Origin of the sequence: Micromonospora parathelypteridis (assembly GCF_014201145.1) — a bacterium.
In the GTDB taxonomy this organism is placed as follows: domain Bacteria; phylum Actinomycetota; class Actinomycetes; order Mycobacteriales; family Micromonosporaceae; genus Micromonospora; species Micromonospora parathelypteridis.
Genome location: NZ_JACHDP010000001.1, coordinates 2,319,264 through 2,341,507, shown reverse-complemented (window position 1 = coordinate 2,341,507; position 22,244 = coordinate 2,319,264). Strand labels below are relative to the sequence as shown.

Sequence of the window (22,244 nt, the reverse complement as noted above, 5' to 3'; positions counted from 1 at the left end):
CGAACGGTCTGACCCCGGGTCGGGCTCGCCATATCCGGTGAGCCCGACCCGGGGCCGTTCCGCGAGAGGGTGTTACAACACTCCACTCGCACGTTGTCACCACCGTGTCGGCCTTCCGACGCGCCCCCTGTCTGGAGGACCACCCCATGGGCCGTTATCTGTTGAGACGGCTGCTGCAACTCGTGCCGGTCTTCATCGGTACGACGTTCCTGATCTACTGGCTCGTCTGGGCTGTTCCCGGCGATCCGTTCGCAGGAAAGTGCGGCGAGCGTCGCTGCCCGGACCAGTACATCGCCTTCATGACCGAGAAGTACCACCTGGACCAGAACGTCTTCGTGCAGTACGCCAACTACATGAAGAACCTGCTCCAGGGTGACTTCGGTCAGACCTTCTCGCAGCAAGAGATCAGCGACATCATCGCGACCGCGTACCCGAACACGCTGAAGCTGGCCCTGGTGGCGCTCGCCATCGAGGCCGTGATCGGCCTCGGCGCCGGCGTGCTGACCGGTCTGCGGCGCAACGGCTTCCTGGACAACCTGGTCCTGGTCTCCACCCTCTTCCTGATCGCGCTGCCGGTCTTCGTGGTCGGCTTCGTGCTCCAGTGGCTGCTGGGCGTGCAGTGGCACATCGTCAAGCCGACCGTCTCCTCCGAGATGCGGTGGTCCGAGCTGATCGTGCCGGGCTTCGTGCTCGGCAGCGCGTCAGTGGCGTACATAGCCCGGGTGGCACGTACGAGCATCGCGGAGAACCGTCGCGCGGACTACGTACGGACTGCCATCGCCAAGGGCCTGCCGATGCGCCGGGTGGTAGGCGTTCACCTGCTGCGCAACTCGCTCATCCCCGTGGTGACCCTGCTCGGCACCGACCTCGGCGCACTGATGGGCGGCGCGATCGTCACCGAGGGGATCTTCGGCATCAACGGTATCGGCCGCTCGGTGTATCGCGCGATCGTGACCAAGGAAAGCGCCACCGTGGTGGGCATCGTGGTCGTCCTAGTGCTGGTCTATCTCGTGATGAACCTGCTGGTTGACCTGCTTTACGCCGCCTTGGACCCGAGGATTCGTTATGAGTGACCCAAGTACCGCATCGATCGTCAGCACCCCTGGCGCACAGCCGACCGAATCCGCCGCCCCCGCCACCGCGGGCCAGCCGCAGAGCAACGACAAGCCGCGTGGCCTGCTCGGTGACGCTTGGCGGGACCTGCGGCGCAAGCCGCTGTTCTGGATCTCGGTCACGCTGATCGTGATCTTCCTCCTGATGGCGGCCTTCCCGGCGCTGTTCGCGCCCGGCGACGCCGTCAATGGATCGCTGACGAACAGCCTCAAGAAGCCGTCCGCCGATGGTTGGTTCGGCTACGACGTGCAGGGCCGCGATGTCTACGCCCGGACCATCTACGGTGCGCGGGCGTCCATCATCGTCGCCGTGCTCTCCGTGATCGGCACCCTGCTCGTCGGCGGAGCGATGGGCATCATCGCCGGCTACCGCGGCGGCTGGGTCGACGGTCTGCTGAGCCGGATCGCCGACGTCTTCTTCGGTCTGCCCTTCGTGCTCGGCGCGATCGTCATCCTGACCACGTTCAACGGTTCGGGCTCCGGCAACAGCAAGGCCCAGATCATGGGCCTGGTGATCGTCTCGCTGATCGTGCTGAGCTGGCCGGTCGTCATGCGGTTGATGCGTTCCTCGGTGCTCGCCACCAAGGAGGCCGACTACATCGTCGCGGCCCGCGCCCTGGGCGCCGGCACCGGCCGGATCATCCTGAAGCACCTGCTGCCGAACTGCCTGGCCCCGCTGCTGGTCTACGGCACGATCATGGTCGGCTCGTTCATCGGCGCCGAGGCCACCCTGTCGTTCCTGGGCGTCGGCCTGAAGTCGCCGGTGGTGTCTTGGGGCATCATGATCAGCGGCGGTAAGGACTTCATCCGGGTCGCGCCAGGGCTGGTCTTCTTCCCCGCCGCGTTCCTCGTCACCGCAGTGCTGAGCTTCGTGATGCTCGGTGAGGCGGTCCGCGAGGCCCTCGATCCGAAACTCCGCTAGGGGATATCCAGTGTCCGACATTCTCGTGTCTGAGCAGTCCGCGCCGGGATCCGGCGGGTCCGGACGTCCCTCCGGTCGGCTGCTCGAGGTCGACGACCTGCGGGTGGAGTTCCGCACCCGGGACGGCGTCGCAAAGGTCATCAACGGGGTCACGTATCACGTCGACGCGGGGGAGACCCTCGCCGTGCTCGGCGAGTCCGGCTCCGGTAAGAGCGTCACGGCGCAGACCATCATGGGCATCCTCGACACGCCACCCGGCTTCGTCACCGGTGGGCAGGTCCGCTTCCACGGCAAGGACATGCTCGGCATGTCCAGCGAGGAGCGCCGCCGCATTCGCGGTGAGGGCATCGCGATGATCTTCCAGGACGCGCTCTCCGCGCTGAACCCGGTCTTCACCGTCGGGTTCCAGATCGCCGAGCAGTTCCGGGTCCGGCGGGGCATGGGTCGCGCGGAGGCCAAGAAGCGCGCGATCGACATGCTCGACCAGGTCAAGATCCCGAACGCCAAGGGCCGGTTCAACAACTACCCGCACCAGTTCTCCGGCGGTATGCGGCAGCGCGCGATGATCGCGATGTCGCTGGCGCTCGACCCGGAGGTGCTGATCGCGGACGAGCCGACCACCGCGCTCGACGTGACCGTGCAGGCCCAGATCATGGACCTGCTGGCCGAGCTTCAGCGTGAGCGGCAGATGGGCATGATCCTGATCACCCACGACCTCGGTGTGGTCGCCGACGTCGCGGACCGGATCGCGGTCATGTACGCGGGCCGGATCGTCGAGGAAGCCGACGTCTACGACCTGTACGCCAAGCCGGCGCACCCGTACACGATGGGCTTGATCGACTCGATCCCGCGCATGGACGAGAAGGGGCAGCAGCTCCGGACGATCAAGGGCCTCCCGCCGAACCTGATGAACATCCCACCGGGCTGCCCGTTCAACCCGCGCTGCCCCATGGCTCAGCCGGTGTGCCGGGAGAAGGTCCCGCCACTGCTGCAGGTGGGCAACGGCCGGGCCAGCGCCTGCCACTTCGCCGAGGAGCTGGTGAACCGTGTCTGAGAACATCCTCGAGGTCCGTGACCTGGTCAAGCACTACCCCGTCACGCAGGGTGTGGTGTTCAAGAAGACCGTCGGTCAGGTCAAGGCGGTCGACGGGGTCTCGTTCGGCCTGCGCGCCGGCGAGACGCTCGGCGTGGTCGGTGAGTCCGGCTGCGGCAAGTCGACCCTCGCCCGGGTGCTGATGAACCTGGAGAAGCCGACCGCCGGCAGCGTGGTCTACAAGGGCCAGGACACCTCGAAGCTGTCCGGCGGGGCGCTGCGGCGCCTCCGCCGGCAGATCCAGCTGGTCATGCAGGACCCGTACACCTCGCTGAACCCGCGGATGACCGTCGGTGACCTGCTGGGTGAGCCGTTCGAGATTCACCCGGAGGTGGCGCCGAAGGGCAGCCGTCGGGCCAAGGTCAGGGAGCTGCTCGACCTGGTCGGGCTCAACCCGGAGCACATCAACCGGTACCCGCACCAGTTCTCCGGCGGTCAGCGTCAGCGCATCGGCATCGCCCGTGCGCTCGCGCTGCGGCCCGAGATCATCGTCTGCGACGAGCCGGTGTCGGCGCTGGACGTCTCCATCCAGGCCCAGGTGATGAACCTGCTGGAGCAGTTGCAGGGCGAGTTCGGGCTCTCGTACGTCTTCATCGCGCACGACCTGTCGGTGGTTCGCCACCTGTCGGACCGGGTCGCGGTGATGTACCTCGGCAAGGTCGTCGAGATCGGCACCGAGGACGAGATCTACGAGCGGCCGACCCACCCGTACACCCAGGCTCTGCTCTCCGCGGTGCCGGTGCCGGACCCGACGCAGCGGCACAACAAGACGATCATCCGGCTCACGGGTGACGTGCCGTCGCCGATCAGCCCGCCCTCGGGCTGCCGGTTCCGGACCCGCTGCTGGAAGGCGCAGGACGTCTGCGCCGAGCAGGTCCCGTTGCTGGAGATCCGGCAGGACTCGGACCACCCGAGCGCCTGCCACTTCGCGGAGCGGCGCGAGATCGTCGCCACTCACGAGGCGTAGGTCAACCGAAACCGCCTGCCGCCGTCACCACGACGACGGCAGGCGGTTTCGTCTGTCCACGACCTGGAGCGGGCCGCTCCCGTGCCGAATGGCCGGAGGGCACTCTCGGCCGCCCCGGAGGCCAGCGGCCCGCCGACGGGGCGTACAGCGGACCGTGCGGCTGGTCCACGTGGCTTCAGCGGCCGTGCGGCGCACTGCGAGCGGTGCGCCTCACAGCGGGCCGCGGCCGGCGCGGAGCAGCAGCAGGGCCAACTGGGTGCCGTCGGCGCCGAGCGCGACCCGGAACCGCTCCAGGATCTCCCGTTCCCGGGAGAGCACGAGACGTGTCCCGCCGGACGCCATCCGGGTCGCCCCGACCTCGTGGGACAACGCGGCCCGCTCCTGCCAGAGCGCGATCAGCGCGTGGTCGATCTCGTTGATCCGTCCCCTGATCTCCAGGATCCGCGCGGACGCGGTCGGCTCCGCGGTGCCGGTCTGTGGCTCGGCCGGCCCAGCGGTTTCGACCGTCGGCGACGTGGACACCGCTGGCTCCCTCCCGTTCGCCGCGGGCTGTTCAGCCTTCGGTCGGATCGGGCCGCCGCTCTGCTCCATCACGTCTGTCATCATCGGGTACCTCTCGCACTGTGGTGCCCGGTGCCCGAAACCCGGGACAGAAAAAGCCCCGGACTCCAGGAGCCCGGGGCTTTAGCAGGTCTGAATCGATCAGGCGCGACCTACGGCAGCCGGACTCCCGGTGCCATAGTAAAAGTAGTAACGCGCAGCGATCACGCCGTCGAGTATGCCCACGTCGGCAGTGGGTGCGCAAGGCCTTGCCCGCACCTCGGCGCAGCGGGAGGGGAAGTGTCTGGCCGGCGGCATAGACTTGTCGGGCGATGCATCCTCTCTTCGACATTCCCGCGTCCCCGCCTGCGCCGGAGTCCGCGCCGGCCCGCCCGCACCGACCTGGGCCGGCCGCTGCGCGTCTCGATCCGCAGCAGTTGCTCGCTGGGCTGAACGGGCCACAGCGCGACGCCGTCAGCCACGCCGGCTCGCCGTTGTTGATCGTGGCGGGCGCCGGGTCCGGCAAGACCCGGGTGCTCACACACCGGATCGCCTACCTGCTCGCCGCACGGGACGTCCATCCGGGCGAGATCATCGCGATCACCTTCACCAACAAGGCCGCCGGCGAGATGAAAGAGCGTGTCGCCGCGCTGGTGGGTCCCCGGGCCCGCCTGATGTGGGTGTCGACGTTCCACTCCGCGTGCGTCCGGATTCTGCGCGCCGAGCACGAGCACGCCGGCCTCAAGTCGACGTTCTCGATCTACGACGCGGACGACTCCCGTCGGCTGATGCAGTTGGTCACCCGCGAGCTCGATCTCGACCCGAAGCGGTACCCGGCGCGCGGTCTGGCCGCCCAGGTCTCCAATCTCAAGAACGAGCTGGTCGACCCCGAGCAGTTCGCGGCGCGGGCCACCGGGCCCAACGAGCGGGCGTTGGCTGAGGCGTACACGCTCTACCAGCGCCGGCTGCGTGAGGCGCACGCACTGGACTTCGACGACCTGATCATGACCACGGTGCACCTGCTCCAGTCCCACCCGCACGTCGCGGAGAGCTACCGTCGGCGGTTCCGGCACGTGCTAGTGGACGAATACCAGGACACCAACCACGCGCAGTACACGCTGATCAAGGAGCTGGTCTCCGGCACCGACGGGCTGGACCCCGCCGAGCTGTGCGTGGTCGGCGACGCGGACCAGTCGATCTACGCGTTCCGGGGCGCGACGATCCGCAACATCCTGGAATTCGAACGCGACTTCACCGACGCGCGGACGATTCTGCTGGAGCAGAACTACCGCTCCACGCAGACCATCCTCAACGCGGCCAACGCGGTGATCGACCGGAACACCTCCCGCAAGCCCAAGCGGCTGTGGAGCGAGGCCGGCGCCGGCGAGCGGATCGTCGGGTACGTGGCCGACACCGAGCACGCCGAGGCCGACTGGGTGGCCCGGGAGATCGACCGGCTGGTCGACGCCGACGAGACCCGTCCCGGCGACGTCGCGGTCTTCTATCGCACCAACGCCCAGTCGCGCGTCTTCGAAGAGGTGTTCATCCGCGTCGGCCTGCCGTACAAGGTGGTCGGCGGGGTGCGCTTCTACGAGCGCAAGGAGGTTCGCGACGCTCTGGCGTACCTGCGTTCGGTGGTCAACGACGACGACACGGTGAGCCTGCGGCGGGTCCTCAACACCCCCCGCCGCGGGATCGGCGATCGCGCCGAGGCGTGTGTCGAGGCGCTCTCCAGCCGGGACCGGATCTCGTTCGGCGCGGCGCTGCGCCGGGCCCGGGAGGCACCGGGCATCTCCAGCCGGGCGGCCAACGGCATCGCCGACTTCGTGGCGCTGCTCGACGGTGCCCGGGAGCTGTCCGAGACCGGCACCCCGGAGGAGGTGCTGGAGGCGCTGCTGACCCGCTCGGGCTACCTCACCGAGCTGGAGGAGAGCCTGGATCCGCAGGACGCGGGCCGGGTGGACAACCTCCAGGAGCTGGTCAGCGTGGCCCGGGAGTACACCGAGCGGATCGAGGCGCTGGGCGAGGAGGGGGAGCGGGCCACCCTGGCCGGCTTCCTGGAGCAGGTGGCGCTGGTCGCCGACGCGGACCAGATCCCCTCCGACGATCCCGACCATCAGGGTGTGGTCACCCTGATGACGTTGCACACCGCCAAGGGCCTGGAATTCCCGGTGGTCTTCCTGACCGGCCTGGAGGACGGCGTCTTCCCGCACCTGCGCTCGCTGGGCGACACCCGCGAGTTGGAGGAGGAGCGTCGACTGGCGTACGTCGGCATCACCCGTGCCCGACAGCGGCTCTACCTCTCCCGGGCGGTGACCCGCTCGGCCTGGGGGCAGCCGTCCTACAACCCGCCGTCGCGGTTCCTGGAGGAGTTGCCGTCGGAGCTGGTGCACTGGGAGCGCACCGAGGGGTCGTACACCTCGTGGGCTGGCGGGGGCGGCGGCGTCGGCGGTCGTGCGGACCGCGCGCCCGGCGGGCGGGGCACCTTCACCGGAGGCACGCCGAAGGCGGCCCAGCTTGCCCAGCGGCTCGGCGTGGACGCCAGCCGGCTGACCACGGCCAGCGAGCTGCCGCAGGGGCCGAAGGTGTCTGCCGGCGACCGGGTCAATCACCAGCGGTACGGGCTGGGGCGGGTGCTCGCCGTCGAGGGGCACGGCCCGGGTGCCCGTGCGCAGATCGACTTCGGCGACCAGACCATGTGGCTGGTGCTGCGGCACGCCCCGGTCGACAAGCTCTGACCCGACGGGCTGGGTCGGCGCGCGCCGGATCACCGCCCGCAAGATCGCACTGAATCAAGGAAAGAGTGGCCTCCGGTACCACTGAGGCCACTCTTTCCTTGATGTAGCGCGCGGACCACGCGGCACTCTGCCTCAGCAGCCCAGATTCACGCCGTGCGCCCGCATGAACGGGGCGGGGTCGATCTGGTTCCACATGCCCTGGTGCACCTCGAAGTGCAGGTGTGGGCCGGTGGCGTCGCCGGTGGCGCCCTCGTAGCCGATGACCTGGCCGGCTTTGACCGCCTGGCCGACCGTGACCGCGATGCGGCTCTGGTGGGCGTAGTGGGTCAGGTAGCCGTTCCCGTGGTCGATGAAGACGGAGTTGCCGTACCCGTCGGAGGCGTCACCAGCCTGGGTCACGGTGCCGGCGGCCGCGGCGCGGATCGGCGTACCGGAGGGCAGCGCCAGGTCGATGCCGGCGTGCAGGGTGCCCCAGCGCTGCCCGTAGCAGGAGGTGACCGCGGCGCCCGGCATCGGGTCGACCCAGGCGGGCGTGGGCTTGGTGGTCTTCTTCGGCTTCGGCTTGGCCTTCGCGGCGGCCGTCTTCGTGGGTGTCGGGCTGGCGCTTGCCGTCGACGGGCTCAGCGTCGGGCTGGCCGAGGGGGTAACCAGGTTGCTCGACTCGCGAGCGGAGCGGTCCGCCCGGCTGGCGGCCTCGGCCCGGGACTGCGCGTCGAGGGAGACGGCGGCGGGTGCCGGGTGGTCGGTGCCGGTGGTCGCGACGGCGACGCCCCCGAGGCCGAGGGCCACCAGAGCGGCGGCCGCGAGCACGATGAGGCGGTTGCGCCGGCCGCCGCGCTGCGGCTGCTCGATCCGGGTGGTGCTGTCGGGGGTGTTCTCGTTCTGGACGGGGCTGTCTTCCTGCACGGCGGGCCTTCACAGTCGAGGGGCACTTGACCTCGAAATACTGGTGTCGGGCCGAGCGGGCGGCGGTAGGGGGACCGCACCGCCGGGCGCTCGGCCGTGGGCCGCGTGCCCGGATATGACCCGCTGTGCGGTGCTACATCCGGATAAGTGATCATGCTGCTGGGTGTCGCCGGTCACAGTCCGAGCTGTGACCCGGCAGACATCCGCCGGGTCCGTCCAACGAAAAACCGCCCGGATCGACAGATCCGGGCGGTCAACGGTCGTTGCACAGCGTCAGGAGGCGGCTACCTCGCTGTAAATTGCCTCGACTTGCAGCTTGATGTCCACTCCGCGCTGCTGGAGGTAAGGCACCGGGTCGACCGGCTGGCCCTTGACATGGATCTCCAGGTGCAGGTGGGTGCCGTAGGCGTGGCCGGTCTGGCCCACCAGGCCGAGCTGGTCGCCCGCTTTGATCTGCTGGCCTTCCTTGACGCTCACCGCGGAGGAGTGGCCGTAGATGGCCTCGCTGCCGTCGGAGTGCTGGACGATCACGGCGTTGCCGTACCCGCCGAACCAGCCGGCCTTGGTGACCAGGCCGTCGTGGATCGCCACATAGGGAGTGCCCTCGCCGGCGACCAGGTCCACGCCGGTGTGCAGCTTGCCCCAGCGCATCCCGTAGGGGGAGTTGAAGTCGTAGCCCTGCAGCGGCAGCAGCCACACCTCGGGCTCGGCGCTGTCCTTGCTGCGGCTGTCCCGGGAGGCGCGGTCGGCGTTGTCCGCTCGATCCGCCGCTTCCTGACTGGTGACCGACGCCTGCTTGAGCTCGTCGAGCACCGTCGGGCTGACGTCCTTGGCATCCGGCAGGGCGCTCGCGCCGAGTGCGACGATGCCGGCCCCGACGAACGCGGTGGTGACGACAGCGGCGTAACGGCTACGCGGTGGGGTGGGCACGCGGCGACGACCGCGATATCGATCGGGCTCAGACGACAGGCGCTGGCGCACGCACACCCTCCGTTGTCGGGGTTCCGAAGCGGCCGGTGGGCGTTCGTGAAGCTCCAATGAACGTCCGCTGACCGCGTCGTCACCCGTCCATGGACCTGATGACAACCGTGGACACGTTAGCCAACCACCAGGCCAGCCACAAGCTAGAGCGCTAAATTGGCGTGTCGATCTGTCCGTTTGCGTCCATTATTGTCACGCATCGTGACGCTGAACGGTGCCCCCGATGCTGCCCGTTCGTCGCCGAGCGTGACCGGTCCGGCGGAGTCGTCCGGCTTGACTGCGGGCAGTGCCGGGAGCAGTGGCCAGCGGCGCTGGCGGGACTTCCCTAGGCTGCCTGGTGGTCGCCCCGGGCCGTGAGCGTCCCGGAGACCGGTTCCCGGCCCGGATTTCCGGGGCTGGGTCCGCCGGGTTACCGTTCGTTCAGGTGAAGGCCGTGAAGCCGGTGAAAGGTGTGCGCTGATGAGCTCTCGTATTCGGGTCGTCGTCGCCAAGCCCGGCCTGGACGGCCACGACCGAGGCGCGAAGGTCGTCGCGCGTGCCCTGCGGGATGCCGGGATGGAGGTCGTCTACACCGGCCTGCACCAGACCCCCGAGCAGATCGTGGAGACCGCCATCCAGGAGGACGCCGACGCGGTCGGCCTGTCCGTCCTCTCCGGCGCGCACATGACGCTCTTCCGCCGGGTGCTGGAACTGCTCGGTGAGCGGGACGCCCGCGACATCGTCGTGTTCGGTGGCGGCATCATTCCGAACGGCGACATTCCCGAGTTGGAGAAGCTGGGCGTCGCAAAGATCTTCACGCCGGGCGCCACCACTCAGGCGATTGTCGAGTGGGTCCGACAGAACGTCGCGCAGCCGGTTTCCTGAGGCAGTTCGCCAAGGGCTTGCCACGGCAGCCTTGAAAGACGTCGGCGATCGGGCTCCGGGCACGGGGGAGGGGCCGGACGCACCCCTCACACGTCCGGCCCCTCTATGCACGATGCCCCGCCGCCACCCCTCGACCGACAGGGCATCGGCCGTCTCCCGTCATCGCGCTGTTCAGCGCTCCGACACCTGACTCAACGACGCCCCCACGGCCGGGTTACGCAACCCTGTCAACATCGCCCGGACGGTGGATGCCGGCCGAATCATGGCCGGAAACCGGCCGCATCCGATGCCCGGTTGTGCATTACCGCACACCGCGCACCCGCTCGGTTGCCGGTGGTGCCGACCTCGCTAGGCTGCGGCCAATGGCCTGTTTCAACTGATGACAGGCGTCAAACTGTTTTCTGAACGCTGGTGGCGGCGCGACGGCGCGCCGCGGAGACGGGACGGGACGCGCAATCGTGGACCTGTACGAGTACCAGGGGCGGGACCTGTTCGAGCGGCACGGCTTGCCCGTGTTGGCCGGCGGCGTCGCCACTACCCCCGAAGAGGCCCGCGCGATCGCCGAACGCCTCGGCGGTCGCGTGGTCGTCAAGGCGCAGGTGAAGGTCGGTGGCCGAGGTAAGGCCGGCGGCGTCAAGCTGGCCGAGGGCCCGGATGAGGCGGTGGCGAGGGCCACGGACATCCTCGGCATGGACATCAAGGGTCACACCGTCCACAAGGTCATGATCACCGTGACCGCGGACGTGGTCGACGAGTACTACTTCTCGTACCTGCTCGACCGGGCGAACCGCACCTTCCTCTGCATCGCCAGCGTCGCCGGCGGCATGGACATCGAGCAGGTCGCCGCCGAGACCCCCGACAAGGTCGTGAAGGCCCCGATCGACGCCGTGAAGGGCGTGGACGAGGCCAAGGCTCGCGAGATCGTGACCGCTGCCGGTTTCCCGGCCGAGGTCGCCGAGCAGGTGGTCGAGGTGGCCGTCGGCCTGTGGCAGGCGTTCGTCGCCGAGGACGCCACGCTGGTCGAGGTCAACCCGCTGGCCAAGAACGGCGACGGTCGGCTGCTGCTGCTCGACGCCAAGATCAGCCTGGACGAGAACGCGGCGTTCCGGCACCCGGACCACGAGGCGCTGGTCGACCAGGCTGCGGTGGATCCGCTGGAGCAGGCCGCGAAGGCCAAGGACCTCAACTACGTCAAGCTCGACGGCGAGGTCGGCATCATCGGCAACGGCGCGGGTCTGGTCATGTCGACCCTCGACGTGGTCGCGTACGCCGGTGAGCGGCACGGCAACGTCAAGCCGGCCAACTTCCTCGACATCGGCGGCGGCGCGAGCGCCGCGGTGATGGCGAACGGGCTGGAGATCGTGCTCTCCGACCCGGCCGTGAAGAGCGTCTTCGTCAACGTCTTCGGCGGCATCACCGCCTGCGACGAGGTCGCCAACGGCATCATCCAGGCGCTGGCCCTGCTGGAGCAGCGCGGCGAGCAGGTCACCAAGCCGCTCGTCGTCCGTCTCGACGGCAACAACGCCGAGGCCGGCCGGGCGATCCTGGACGGCGCGAACAACCCGCTCGTGCAGCGGGTGGACACCATGGACGGTGCGGCCGAGCGGGCCGCCGAGCTGGCAGCTGCGGGGGTCTGATCATGGCTATCTGGCTGACCAAGGACTCGAAGGTCATCGTCCAGGGGATGACCGGTTCCGAGGGTTCCAAGCACACCCGGCGGATGCTCGCCGCCGGCACCAACGTGGTGGGCGGCGTCAACCCGCGCAAGGCGGGCCAGAAGGTCGACTTCGACGGCACCGAGCTGCCGGTCTTCGCGTCCGTCGCGGACGCGATGGCCGAGACCGGGGCGGACGTCACTGTCATCTTCGTGCCGCCGCAGTTCACCAAGGCCGCCGTGGTCGAGGCGATCGACGCCGCGATCCCGCTGGCCGTGGTGATCACCGAGGGCGTACCGGTGCACGACACCGCATCGTTCTGGGCGTACAACGTGGCGAAGGGCGAGCAGACCCGGATCATCGGGCCGAACTGCCCGGGTATCGCCTCGCCGGGTGCCTCCAACGCCGGCATCATCCCGGCCGACATCACCGGCTCCGGCCGGATCGGCCTGGTCAGCAAGAGCGGCACGCTGACCTACCAGATGATGTACGAGCTGCGCGACATCGGCTTCTCCACCTGCGTCGGCATCGGCGGTGACCCGATCATCGGCACCACCCACATCGACGCCCTGGCGGCGTTCGAGGCCGACCCGGAGACCGACGCCATCGTGATGATCGGTGAGATCGGCGGCGACGCCGAGGAGCGGGCCGCCGAGTTCATCAAGGCCAACGTCACCAAGCCGGTGGTCGGCTACATCGCCGGCTTCACCGCCCCTCCCGGCAAGACCATGGGTCACGCCGGGGCGATCATCTCCGGCTCGGCCGGCACCGCCGAGGCGAAGCAGGCGGCGCTGGAGGCGGTCGGAGTCAAGGTCGGCAAGACGCCGACCGAGACCGCCCGCCTCATGCGGGAGATCATGTCCGGCAGCTGAGCCGGGCCAGGCAACACCGAAGGGGGTCGACCGCAGCCGGTCGGCCCCCTTCGTCGTACCACCGGAGCGCCGCGCGGACCGTAGGCTGCCGGCGTGCTGACAGTGCAGCGGCTGAGGGCCGACCACGCGGACGCCCTGCTGGCCTTCGAACGGGAGAATCGGGCGTACTTCGCGCGCTCGGTGCCGGATCGTGGCGACGCGTACTTTTCCGGGTTCGCCGACCGGCACCGCGCGTTGTTGGCCGAGCAGGAGGCGGGCCTGTGCCACTTCCACGTCGTCCTGACCGAGCAGGGTGACCTGGTCGGCCGGGTCAACCTCGTGGACGTCGCGGCCGGGTTCGCCGAGCTCGGCTACCGGGTCGGTGAGCGGGCCGCGGGCAAGGGCGTCGCCACCGCGGCCGTCGAGCAGGTGTGCCACCTGGCCGCCGACGACTACCGGCTCGCCGGTCTCACCGCGCTGGCCACCCTCGACAACCCGGCGTCCCAGGCGGTGTTGGCACGCACCGGGTTCACCGTGTCCGGTGAGACCAGCATCGGCGGCCGCCCCGCTCTGCGCTTCCAGCGTCAGTTCGCTGGTCGACCAGCCCGCTCAGTCGTTGTTCCAGAACGGGTAGTTGCCGGTCGAGCGCAGGATCGCTCCGCCGATGATGTTGATCACGCCGAAGACGATGGCGAGGTAGCCGAGCAACGGTGACTGCCCGTTCCGTCGGGCATCCCGGATGGACAGGTAACCGAAGATGATGCCGAGGATGCCGCAGCAGATCAGCCCGAGCACGATGCCCAGCACACCCCAGAGCGTGGTCCGGTCCCGTCCCCGGGCCGGTGGCGGCGGGGGCGGCGGGTATGGCGTCGTCACAGCTTCCTCCGGGTGGTCGTGGTCGGCGTACCGACCGGACCGTGACCGGCGGACCCGACCCGGGTGGCGGCGATCGCGCCCCCCAGGGCCGAGGCTAGACCGGACCGGGCCGTCCGGACTCAGGTTCGGTCAACTCGCCGCCCTCCGGACGGGTTAACGGACTGCCACCGCCCGCACGACGTGCCAGAGTAGAGCGGATGTCCCCCGTCACCCCTGACCGTCCCAGCCGTCCCGGCGGTGTGCGCGCCGACGACCGGCCGGTCGACCGTGCCGCGCCGGCCCGACGGGTGCCCGCGCCCCGCGCGGGCGGGTCGCCACGCGGGCGTGCGCCGTTGCCCGTCGCCGCCGGGGTGGCTGCCGGCTGGGCCGCCCTCACCTCCTACCTGCCGGTCGCCATCGTGCTCGGCCTGGTCCAACTCGGCACGGATTCCACCACCCTGGCCAGCACCCTGCGCACCGCGCTGGCCGGCTGGCTGCTCGGGCACGGCGTCCCGCTGCACACCGAGTCCGGTCCACTCGGGCTCGCCCCGCTGGCGCTGACCGTGCTCGCGCTCTGGCGACTGACCCGAGCCGGTGTGCACGTCAGCCGCGCGATCGGCGCCCGCGACACCCGCTCACCGCGCCGGGCGCTGCTCGCCGCGGGCGCGGTCGGCATCGCGTACGGGCTGCTCGGCGCGCTCGCGGCCGTGCTGGTCGGCACCGACGGGCCGGATGCGTCGGTGATCCGGGCGGGAGCCACGTTCGCGGTGGTCGGCACACTCGCCGCGCTGGTCGGCGCGACCCGCATCACCGCCGTGACCCGACTACTCGTCACTCGGATGCCGGGCCCGGTGCGCGACGGCATCCGCACCGGTCTGGTGGCCGGGCTGCTGCTGCTCGGCGCGGGCGCCGGCGCGGCCGGCCTGGCGGTGGCGACCGGCGGCGGCGACGCGGCGGACATGATCGGCGCGTACCGGACCGGGGTTGCCGGGCAGGCCGGCATCACACTGGTCAGCGTCGCGTACGCGCCGAACGCGGCGATCTGGTCCGCCAGCTACCTGCTCGGGCCGGGCTTCGCGGTCGGCACCGACACCGCGGTTCGTACCAGTGAGGTGTCGGTTGGCGCGCTGCCGGCCGTGCCATTGCTCGCCGGCCTGCCGCGTGGCCCGGTGGACGGCTTCGGCGCCCTGCTGCTCGCGGTGCCGGTGCTGGCCGGGATGGTCGCCGGCTGGTTGCTCGCCCGCCGGGTGGCTCGACTCGCCGGGCCGGAGCGGGCCCCGCAGCGCTGGGCCGAGTTGCTGGCGCCGGCGGCGCTGGCCGGGCCGGTGGCCGGCGTGCTGCTCGGCGTAGCCGCCGCGGTGTCCAGCGGGCCACTCGGTGCCGGTCGGTTGGCGCAGGTCGGCCCGGTGGGCTGGCAGGTCGGGGCGGTGGCGGCCGGTGTCATCGCGGTCGGCGCACTGCTCGGCGCCGCCGCCACCCGAGCACTGACCCGCGCCCCCGCACAGTAGAACGAGCGCGGGGCGCCCCGGACGAATCCGGAGCGCCCCAGGCGTGCTGGATCCGTCAGGGCTGGGTCGGCAGGCCGACGTTCAGCGCGACGCTCAGGACGACCGCGAGGATGCCGAGCCCGACGCCGACCGCGCCGCAGATCAGGCCGGCCTTGGCCTGACCGGCGTTGTTGGCCTGCCCCTGGGCGGCCTTCTGCCGGCCCAGGTAGCCGGTCACCGCGCCGCCGATGCCGACCGGGATGCCCAGGAGAGGGCAGCACGCCAGCGGGATCGACGCGATACCGAGGATCAGCGCCACCAGGCCGAGGGTGTTGTTCTGCCCCTGCGCCTGCGGGTAGCCGGCGTTCGGGTACGTCGGGCCGCCGCCGTACGGGGGCTGCTGCTGGCCGTACGGCTGACCGGAGACCGGCGGCTGACCGTACGGGGCGGCCGGCGGCTGACCGTACGGGTTAGCCGGCTGCTGGCCGTAGGGAGCGGCGGGCGGCTGACCGTACGGGTCGTGCGGCGGCTGGGGAGCGGTCGGGTCCTGGTTGGGCTGCTGGCCGTACGGGTCCTGGCCGGGGTTACCGGGTTGCATTCGAGAAACTCCTTGAACTGGTTCCGTCAGTTGCTGCTGTTGTTTCCAACCATGATCGCTGCCAGTCCTCCGAATGCACAGCACAGCAACACGACGACATCGTCATGTTGCCGTCGATCGACGGCTGCCGTTGGGAGTGGGGACCGGGCGGCATGGGTGCTCCTCATCTCAGCGACCCTGCTGGCCTGCCGGGTCAGTGACGGGGCGCGGGTCGGCGCGGCGTTCGGCCCGAGTGAGCGGCAGCGTACCGGGTCGATGCTCGTCAGCACTGTCACGATCGGCGCGCCGCCCAGCCGAAGGGCCTCCTGACCTGCCCGATAGGGTGGCCCGGTGACCGAGCCCGCGTCTGTCGCCCGCATCGTCGTCCTCATCTCCGGCTCCGGAAGCAACCTTCAGTCGTTGCTGGATGCCGCCGTCGATCCCGCGTACGGTGCACAGATCGTCGCGGTCGGCGCGGACCGCGACGGCATCGCGGGCCTGGACCGGGCCGACGCGGCCGGGGTGCCGACCTTCGTCGAGCGGGTCCGCGACCACGACACCCGCGAGGACTGGGACGCCGCGCTCACCGCGCACGTCGCGAAGCACCAACCCGACCTGGTCATCTCCGCCGGTTTCCTCAAGCTGGTCGGCCCGCAGTTCCTCGCCGCCTTCGGCGACCGCTACCTGAACACCCACAACACGCTGCTGCCGGCGTTCCCCGGCATCCACGGCCCGCGTGACGCCCTCGCCTACGGCGTGAAGCTCACCGGGGCCACCCTCTTCTTCGTCGACGCCGGCATGGACACCGGGCCGATCGTCGCGCAGGTCGCGGTGCCGGTGCTGGACGACGACGACGTGGACACGCTCACCGAGCGCATCAAGGAAGCCGAGCGGCACCAGCTCGTCGAGCAGGTCGGTCGCCTGGTCCGCGAAGGCTGGACCATCACCGGAAGGAAGGTCACGGTTCCGTGAGTCCCACTCAGGACGGGCGCCGCCCGATCAGGCGGGCGCTGGTCAGCGTCTACGACAAGACCGGGCTGGTCGAGCTGGCTCAGGCCCTGCACGCCGCCGGCGTGGAGATCGTGTCAACCGGCAGCACGGCGGGCACCATCGCCGCCGCCGGTGTGCCGGTGACGCCGGTGGAGACGGTGACCGGGTTCCCCGAGGTGCTCGACGGCCGGGTGAAGACCCTGCACCCGAAGGTGCACGCGGGCCTCCTCGCCGACCTGCGCAAGGACACGCACGTGGCACAGCTCGACGAGCTGGGGGTCTCCGCGTTCGACCTGTTGGTCTCCAACCTCTACCCCTTCCAGGCGACCGTCGCCTCCGGCGCCGGCGTCGAGGAGTGCGTCGAGCAGATCGACATCGGTGGCCCGGCCATGGTGCGGGCCGCCGCCAAGAACCACGCCTCGGTCGCCGTGCTCACCGACCCGACCGGTTACCCGGCGCTGGTCGGCGCGCTCGACGAGGGCGGCTTCACCCTCGCCCAGCGTCGCGCGTTGGCAGCGCGGGCGTTCGCCGACATCGCCGAGTACGACGTGGCGGTGGCCCAGTGGTGCGCCCAGGAGCTGGCTCCGGCCGACGACTCGTGGCCGGCGTTCACCGGGTCGGCGCTGCGCAAGTCGACCGTGCTGCGCTACGGGGAGAACCCGCACCAGCCTGCCGCGCTCTACACCGACCCGGACGCCCCGGCGGGGCTGGCCCAGGCCGAGCAGCTGCACGGCAAGGAGATGTCGTACAACAACTACGTCGACGCGGACGCCGCCTGGCGGGCCGCGAACGACTTCGCCGACGAGCCCGCGGTGGCGATCATCAAGCACGCCAACCCGTGCGGCATCGCGGTGGGCGCGGACGTGGCCGAGGCGCACCGCAAGGCGCACGCCTGCGACCCGGTGTCGGCGTACGGGGGCGTGATCGCGGTCAACCGGCCGGTCTCGGTCGAGCTGGCCCGGCAGGTCGCCGACATCTTCACCGAGGTGGTGGTCGCCCCCGGCTTCGACGAGGGCGCGGTCGAGGTGCTGCAGGGCAAGAAGAACATCCGGCTGCTGCGCGCGCCGGCCTGGAGCCCGGCGAAGGTCGAGTGGCGGCCGGTGACCGGTGGCGTGCTGACCCAGGTCGCCGACCGGGTGGACGCGCCCGGTGACGACCCGGCGACCTGGCAGTTGGCGACCGGCGAGGCCGCCGATGAGGAGCTGCTGCGGGACCTCGCGTTCGCGTGGCGGGCGGTCCGCGCGGTGAAGAGCAACGCGATCCTGCTCGCCAAGGACGGTGCCACCGTCGGCGTCGGCATGGGTCAGGTCAACCGGGTCGACTCGGCGCAGCTCGCGGTCAGCCGCGCGGGTGCCGATCGGGCCCGTGGCTCGGTCGCCGCCTCGGACGCGTTCTTCCCGTTCGCCGACGGCCCGCAGATCCTCATCGACGCAGGCGTCCGCGCCATCGTCCAGCCCGGCGGCTCGATCCGCGACGAAGAGGTAATCGAAGCGGCCAAGAAGGCCAACGTAACGATGTACCTGACGAAAACCCGCCACTTCTTCCACTAACCCCGGTCCCTCTGTCCCGCCCCCGTTGATCATGAAGTTATTGCCCGGCCGTTCGGCGTGTCGGGACAATAATTTCATGATCAACAGGGACGGGACGGAGCGCGGCGGCGGGTGGGGTTACGCGGTTGCGGGGCGGAGCTCGGCGAAGTGGCAGGCGGACGGGTGGGGGTCTGCTGCGCGGGGCACCGTCTGGGGGTCCTGGGTGGCGCAGATGTCCTGGGCCTTCCAGCAGCGGGTGCGGAAATGGCAACCGCTCGGCGGGTCGGCCGGGCTGGGCACGTCGCCGACCAGCCGGATCATGTTGCGCTGCTCGCGGGCCTCCGGGTCCGGCACCGGCACCGCGGAGAGCAGAGCCTGGGTGTACGGGTGGGTGGCCCGCTCGTAGATCTCGTCATCGGTGCCGATCTCCACGATCCGGCCGAGGTACATCACCGCGACGCGGTCGGCGATGTGCCGCACCACGGACAGGTCGTGGGCGATGAAGATGTACGAGAGCCCCAGCTCGTCCTGCAGCTGCTTCAGCAGGTTGATCACCTGGGCCTGGATGGAGACGTCCAGCGCCGACACCGGCTCGTCGCAGACGATGATCTCGGGCCGCAGCGCGAGCGCGCGGGCGATGCCGATGCGCTGACGCTGACCGCCGGAGAACTGGTGCGGGTACCGGTTGATGTGCTCCGGGTTGAGCCCGACCAGGTCGAGCAGCTCCTGGACCCGCTTCTGCTTGCTGCCCTTCGGCGCGGCATCCGGGTGGATCTCGAACGGCTCGCCGATGATGTCGCCGACGGTCATCCGTGGGTTGAGCGAGGTGTACGGGTCCTGCATCACCATCTGCATGTTGCGGCGCAGTCGACGCAGCTCACCCCCGGAGGCCTTGAACAGGTCCCTGCCCTCCAGGGTGGCCTGCCCGGAGGTGGGTGTCTCCAGCCGCATCAGCAGCCGGGCGAGGGTGGACTTGCCGCAGCCGGACTCGCCGACCACGCCCAGCGTCTCGCCCCGGCGCAGCTCGAAGCTCACCCCGTCGACGGCCTTGACCGCGCCGATCTGCCGCTGGAACAGCACGCCCTGAGTGATCGGGAAGTGCTTCACCAGGTTGTCGACGGAGAGGATGGTCTCGCCGCGGACCTTGGTGGAGTTAGCGGGCGACACTGTCATCACGGACCTCCTGCGCGAAGTGGCAAGCGCTGGTCCGGCCGTCGCCGAGGACCAGGTCGTGCGGCACGACGTCCACGCAGACCTGCTGGACGTACGGGCACCGGGGGTGGAACGGGCAGCCGGACGGGATGCGCATCAGGTTCGGCGGCAACCCCTTGATCGTCGACAGTTCCTGGCCGCGGACGTCCAACCGGGGAATCGACTCCAACAAACCCTTGGTGTACGGGTGGGCCGGCGCCTTGTAGAGCGAGCGGACGTCGGCGTGCTCGACGATCCGGCCGGCGTACATGACCGCGATCCGGTCGGCGACACCGGCGACCACACCCAGGTCGTGGGTGATCAGGATCATCGCCATGTTGAATTCCCGGCGCAGGTCGGCCAGCAGGTCCATGATCTGGGCCTGCACGGTGACGTCGAGTGCCGTGGTGGGCTCGTCGGCGATCAGCACCTTCGGATCCAGCGCCAGCGCCATGGCGATCATGACGCGCTGCCGCATACCGCCGGAGAACTGGTGCGGGTAGTCGCCGATCCGCTTGGCGGCGCCCGGGATCTTGACCAGGTCCATCAGCTCGATGGCACGGCGGCGGGCGTCGGCCCGGGACATGCCGGCGCGCTGGCGCAGCGTCTCGCCGATCTGCCAGCCGACCGGAAAGACCGGGTTCAGCGCCGAGAGCGCGTCCTGGAAGATCATCGCGATCTCCGTGCCGCGGATCTGCCGGCGCTGCTCCTCGGAGCGAGCGAGCAGGTCCTGACCCTGGTAGAGGATTTGGCCGGAGCGGATGAACGCCGGCGGCGTGTCCAGGATGCCCATGATCGCCTGAGCGGTGACCGACTTGCCGGAGCCCGACTCACCGAGCACGGCCAGCGTCTCGCCGGCGTCGAGGTGGTACGACACGCCGTTGATCACCCGAGCCACGCCCTCGTTGGTGCGGAACTCGATGTGCAGGTCCCGCAACTCCAGCAGATGGCCGCCTTCGGGAGTGGCGGAGGCGGGGGTGGGTTGAACGGTCATGACAGTGCTTGCCTTTCGCTCGCGACTGCGGGGCTCGCCACGCTCACTCCTCGCGCTCGCATGTCTCTCACCGGAGCTTCGGGTCGAAGGCGTCACGGATCGCGTCGCCGAGCATGATGAACGCCAGCACGGTCAGCGCGAGGAATGCGGACGGGACGATCAGCGGCGTGGCCGCCTCACGCATGTGGATCCGGCCGGTGTCGATGTCCTGGCCCCACGAGATGGTCGGTGCCTTCAGCCCGATGCCGAGGAACGAGAGCGTCGCCTCGGCTGCGATGAACGAGCCGAGCGCGATGGTCAGCACGACGATGGCCGGGGCCAGTGAGTTCGGCAGGATGTGCCGCCACATGATCCGCCCGTTGCCGGCGCCGAGCATCCGGGCCGCCGCGACGTAGTCCTGCTCCTTCGCGGTGATCACCGAGGAACGCACCACCCGGGCGGCGGTCGTCCAGCCCAGGAGGGCAAGCACGAAGACGACCGCGCCGATCCGTGCCCACTGGCTGTCGCTGGACACCCGCTTGAGCAGCACGATCGCGGCCAGCAGCAGCGGGATGCCGAGCACCACGTCGATCACCCGGGACAGCACCGCGTCGACCCAGCGGCCGAAGTAGCCGGCGAGCATGCCGACCACCAGCGCGATGATCCCGGTGCCGAGCGCGGCGAGCGCGCCGACCACCAGCGAGGCCCGGGTGCCGTAGACCGCCCGGGAGAACGTGTCGCAGCCCTGGAAGTCGTACCCGAAGATGGCTCCGCCGGACGGCCCGGCGTGCTGCCGGGAGAGCACGCAGTCGTTCGGGTTGTTGGCGGTGAACACCCCGGGAAGCAGCGCCATCAGGGTGAAGGTGACGACAAGCGCCAGCGAGATCCAGAAGATCGGATTGCGGCGCAGGTCGCGCCAGGCGTCTCCGGCCAGGCTGCGAGGCTTGTGTGCGGCGCCGACCTGGTTGGGTGTGCCCGGCTCGCCCGAGGGGCCACGCCGTGCGGCCTGGTTCTCGGTGGCCGCCACAGTTTCAAAGTCACTCATAGCGGATCCTCGGGTCGAGTACGGCGTACAGGACGTCCACCACCAGGTTCGAGACCAGGTAGACCACGACGAGCACACTGACGATGCCGACCACCAGGGGGCCGTCCTCGGTGCGGATGCCGCGGAAGAGGTTGAAGCCCACGCCGGGGATGTTGAAGACGCCCTCGGTGATGATCGCGCCGCTCATCAGGTTGCCCAGCTCCACACCGAGGAAGGTGACCACCGGGATGAGCGAGTTCCGCAGCACGTGGACGACGACGATTCGACGCTTGACCAGGCCCTTGGACCGGGCGGTCCGGACGTAGTCCGCGCGCAGGTTCTCCGCCACCGAGGCCCGGGTGAGCCGCAGCGCGGTGGCCAGCGACAGCGAGCCGAGCACGATGCCGGGCAGCAGCAGCGCGTAGAGCGTCGGGTCGGAGCCGGCGGTGGGTGGGAAGAGCTGCCACTTGACGCCCAGGAAGTACTGCGCCAGCGGCGCCAGCACGATGGTCGGGATGCCCAGCACCAGCAGGGTCAGCACCAGCGTCGAGTTGTCGAAGATGCTGGCCCGGCGGATGCCGGCGATCACGCCGGCGCTGACGCCGAAGATGATCGCCACGGCGAGCGCGATGAGCGCGAGCCGGACGGTGACCGGCCAGGCCTGCTGGAGGATGTCACCGATGTTCCGACCGGTGAGCGATTCGCCCAGGTTGCCCTTGAGCAGGTTCTTCACGTAGTCGAAGTAGCGGTAGAAGAAGCCGCCGACGCCGGTGGCGTCCAGGTGGTACTTCTCGGTCAGGTAGGCCCGTTGGGCTGGCGTCACCGGCCGCTCGCCGGCGAGCGCCTGGATGGGGTCGCCCTGCCCGGCGAATGTCAGCGCGTAGACGATCAGGGTGGTCCCGAAGAACGCCAGGACCATCTGCAGTAGGCGCCGCAAGATGTAGCGGAACATGCTTAGCAGTCTCTCCGGAAATGTGCGAAAGGGTCGC

22 protein-coding genes are annotated in these 22,244 nt (G+C 70.0%); 13 read left to right on the top strand and 9 right to left on the bottom strand.

What is annotated here, in order from left to right; all coding sequences use genetic code 11:
• Positions 1-146: 146 nt before the first annotated feature.
• From HNR20_RS10235 to HNR20_RS10220, 4 genes are read left to right on the top strand one after another with little or no spacing between them, the layout of a single operon-like run.
• Positions 147-1,073 carry an ABC transporter permease gene (locus tag HNR20_RS10235; RefSeq protein WP_184178546.1) on the top strand — a complete coding sequence of 309 codons (927 nt, stop codon included), beginning with the start codon at positions 147-149 and terminating at the stop codon, positions 1,071-1,073.
• On the top strand, positions 1,066-2,034 hold the full coding sequence (locus HNR20_RS10230; protein WP_184178544.1) for an ABC transporter permease: 969 nt from the start codon (positions 1,066-1,068) through the stop codon (positions 2,032-2,034). Before HNR20_RS10235 ends, HNR20_RS10230 begins: the two co-directional genes overlap by 8 nt.
• Positions 2,035-2,059: 25 nt before the next feature.
• Entirely contained in the window at positions 2,060-3,088 is a 1,029-nt protein-coding gene (locus tag HNR20_RS10225) for an ABC transporter ATP-binding protein (RefSeq protein WP_184188283.1), read from the top strand.
• Positions 3,081-4,094 carry an ABC transporter ATP-binding protein gene (locus HNR20_RS10220; protein ID WP_184178541.1) on the top strand — a complete coding sequence of 338 codons (1,014 nt, stop codon included), beginning with the start codon at positions 3,081-3,083 and terminating at the stop codon, positions 4,092-4,094. The genes HNR20_RS10225 and HNR20_RS10220 overlap by 8 nt, the downstream gene beginning before the upstream one ends.
• A 210-nt stretch (positions 4,095-4,304) precedes the next feature.
• On the opposite strand, the gene HNR20_RS10215 is transcribed toward HNR20_RS10220, so the two are convergent.
• Positions 4,305-4,616, bottom strand: coding sequence for a chorismate mutase (locus HNR20_RS10215; protein WP_229687079.1), 312 nt, complete (start codon positions 4,614-4,616; stop codon positions 4,305-4,307).
• A gap of 350 nt (positions 4,617-4,966) precedes the next feature.
• On the opposite strand from HNR20_RS10215, the gene pcrA reads away from it, so the two are divergent.
• A complete protein-coding gene (pcrA, locus tag HNR20_RS10210; RefSeq protein WP_184178537.1) occupies positions 4,967-7,372 on the top strand; it encodes a DNA helicase PcrA in 2,406 nt (801 codons plus the stop codon).
• A gap of 132 nt (positions 7,373-7,504) precedes the next feature.
• On the opposite strand, the gene HNR20_RS10205 is transcribed toward pcrA, so the two are convergent.
• Together HNR20_RS10205 and HNR20_RS10200 are read right to left on the bottom strand one after the other, a co-directional pair.
• Positions 7,505-8,278: a M23 family metallopeptidase gene (locus HNR20_RS10205; RefSeq protein ID WP_184178535.1), complete on the bottom strand. Its 774-nt coding sequence runs from the start codon at positions 8,276-8,278 to the stop codon at positions 7,505-7,507.
• A gap of 273 nt (positions 8,279-8,551) precedes the next feature.
• On the bottom strand, positions 8,552-9,259 hold the full coding sequence (locus tag HNR20_RS10200) for a M23 family metallopeptidase (RefSeq protein ID WP_184178533.1): 708 nt from the start codon (positions 9,257-9,259) through the stop codon (positions 8,552-8,554).
• A 459-nt stretch (positions 9,260-9,718) separates the two neighbouring features.
• Between HNR20_RS10200 and icmB the strand changes: the two genes are divergently transcribed.
• The 4 genes from icmB to HNR20_RS10180 all read left to right on the top strand — a co-directional run bounded on the left by icmB (position 9,719) and on the right by HNR20_RS10180 (position 13,343).
• A complete protein-coding gene (gene icmB, locus HNR20_RS10195) occupies positions 9,719-10,123 on the top strand; it encodes a coenzyme B12-dependent isobutyryl CoA mutase small subunit (RefSeq protein WP_030491849.1) in 405 nt (134 codons plus the stop codon).
• Positions 10,124-10,581: 458 nt separating this feature from the next.
• Positions 10,582-11,760: an ADP-forming succinate--CoA ligase subunit beta gene (gene sucC, locus HNR20_RS10190; protein ID WP_184178531.1), complete on the top strand. Its 1,179-nt coding sequence runs from the start codon at positions 10,582-10,584 to the stop codon at positions 11,758-11,760.
• 2 nt (positions 11,761-11,762) lie between these two features.
• Complete coding sequence (gene sucD / locus HNR20_RS10185) at positions 11,763-12,650, top strand: succinate--CoA ligase subunit alpha (protein ID WP_110563005.1); 888 nt, start codon at positions 11,763-11,765, stop codon at positions 12,648-12,650.
• A gap of 93 nt (positions 12,651-12,743) precedes the next feature.
• Positions 12,744-13,343 (top strand): GNAT family N-acetyltransferase, encoded by a 600-nt coding sequence (locus HNR20_RS10180; RefSeq protein ID WP_184178529.1) that lies wholly within the window; start codon positions 12,744-12,746, stop codon positions 13,341-13,343.
• On the opposite strand, the gene HNR20_RS10175 is transcribed toward HNR20_RS10180, so the two are convergent.
• Positions 13,239-13,505: a DUF4190 domain-containing protein gene (locus HNR20_RS10175; protein ID WP_184178527.1), complete on the bottom strand. Its 267-nt coding sequence runs from the start codon at positions 13,503-13,505 to the stop codon at positions 13,239-13,241. The two genes, HNR20_RS10180 and HNR20_RS10175, sit on opposite strands and share 105 nt — an antisense overlap.
• A 197-nt stretch (positions 13,506-13,702) precedes the next feature.
• On the opposite strand from HNR20_RS10175, the gene HNR20_RS10170 reads away from it, so the two are divergent.
• Positions 13,703-14,992: a cell division protein PerM gene (locus HNR20_RS10170; protein ID WP_184178525.1), complete on the top strand. Its 1,290-nt coding sequence runs from the start codon at positions 13,703-13,705 to the stop codon at positions 14,990-14,992.
• A gap of 55 nt (positions 14,993-15,047) precedes the next feature.
• Here HNR20_RS10170 and HNR20_RS10165 read toward each other — a convergent pair whose 3' ends face one another.
• Positions 15,048-15,569 carry a DUF4190 domain-containing protein gene (locus HNR20_RS10165; RefSeq protein WP_184178523.1) on the bottom strand — a complete coding sequence of 174 codons (522 nt, stop codon included), beginning with the start codon at positions 15,567-15,569 and terminating at the stop codon, positions 15,048-15,050.
• A 156-nt stretch (positions 15,570-15,725) separates the two neighbouring features.
• Here HNR20_RS10165 and HNR20_RS10160 point away from each other — a divergent pair, with 156 nt between their 5' ends.
• Genes HNR20_RS10160 through purH form a run of 3 tightly spaced genes read left to right on the top strand, consistent with a single transcriptional unit; the run spans position 15,726 to position 18,088 of the window.
• Positions 15,726-15,878: a hypothetical protein gene (locus HNR20_RS10160; protein WP_184178521.1), complete on the top strand. Its 153-nt coding sequence runs from the start codon at positions 15,726-15,728 to the stop codon at positions 15,876-15,878.
• A gap of 21 nt (positions 15,879-15,899) precedes the next feature.
• A complete protein-coding gene (gene purN, locus HNR20_RS10155; RefSeq protein ID WP_184178520.1) occupies positions 15,900-16,520 on the top strand; it encodes a phosphoribosylglycinamide formyltransferase in 621 nt (206 codons plus the stop codon).
• On the top strand, positions 16,517-18,088 hold the full coding sequence (gene purH, locus HNR20_RS10150) for a bifunctional phosphoribosylaminoimidazolecarboxamide formyltransferase/IMP cyclohydrolase (protein WP_184178517.1): 1,572 nt from the start codon (positions 16,517-16,519) through the stop codon (positions 18,086-18,088). Before purN ends, purH begins: the two co-directional genes overlap by 4 nt.
• 117 nt (positions 18,089-18,205) lie before the next feature.
• Here the strand turns inward: purH and HNR20_RS10145 are convergent, their stop codons facing one another.
• The 4 genes from HNR20_RS10145 to HNR20_RS10130 all read right to left on the bottom strand — a co-directional run bounded on the left by HNR20_RS10145 (position 18,206) and on the right by HNR20_RS10130 (position 22,207).
• Positions 18,206-19,240, bottom strand: coding sequence for an ABC transporter ATP-binding protein (locus HNR20_RS10145; RefSeq protein ID WP_184178515.1), 1,035 nt, complete (start codon positions 19,238-19,240; stop codon positions 18,206-18,208).
• A complete protein-coding gene (locus HNR20_RS10140) occupies positions 19,221-20,252 on the bottom strand; it encodes an ABC transporter ATP-binding protein (RefSeq protein WP_184178513.1) in 1,032 nt (343 codons plus the stop codon). Before HNR20_RS10140 ends, HNR20_RS10145 begins: the two co-directional genes overlap by 20 nt.
• Before the next feature lie 67 nt (positions 20,253-20,319).
• On the bottom strand, positions 20,320-21,276 hold the full coding sequence (locus HNR20_RS10135) for an ABC transporter permease (protein WP_184178511.1): 957 nt from the start codon (positions 21,274-21,276) through the stop codon (positions 20,320-20,322).
• The gene (locus HNR20_RS10130) at positions 21,269-22,207 is read right to left on the bottom strand and encodes an ABC transporter permease (RefSeq protein WP_184178509.1); all 939 of its coding nucleotides are present in this window, start codon (positions 22,205-22,207) and stop codon (positions 21,269-21,271) included. Before HNR20_RS10130 ends, HNR20_RS10135 begins: the two co-directional genes overlap by 8 nt.
• Between the last annotated feature and the right edge of the window lie 37 nt (positions 22,208-22,244).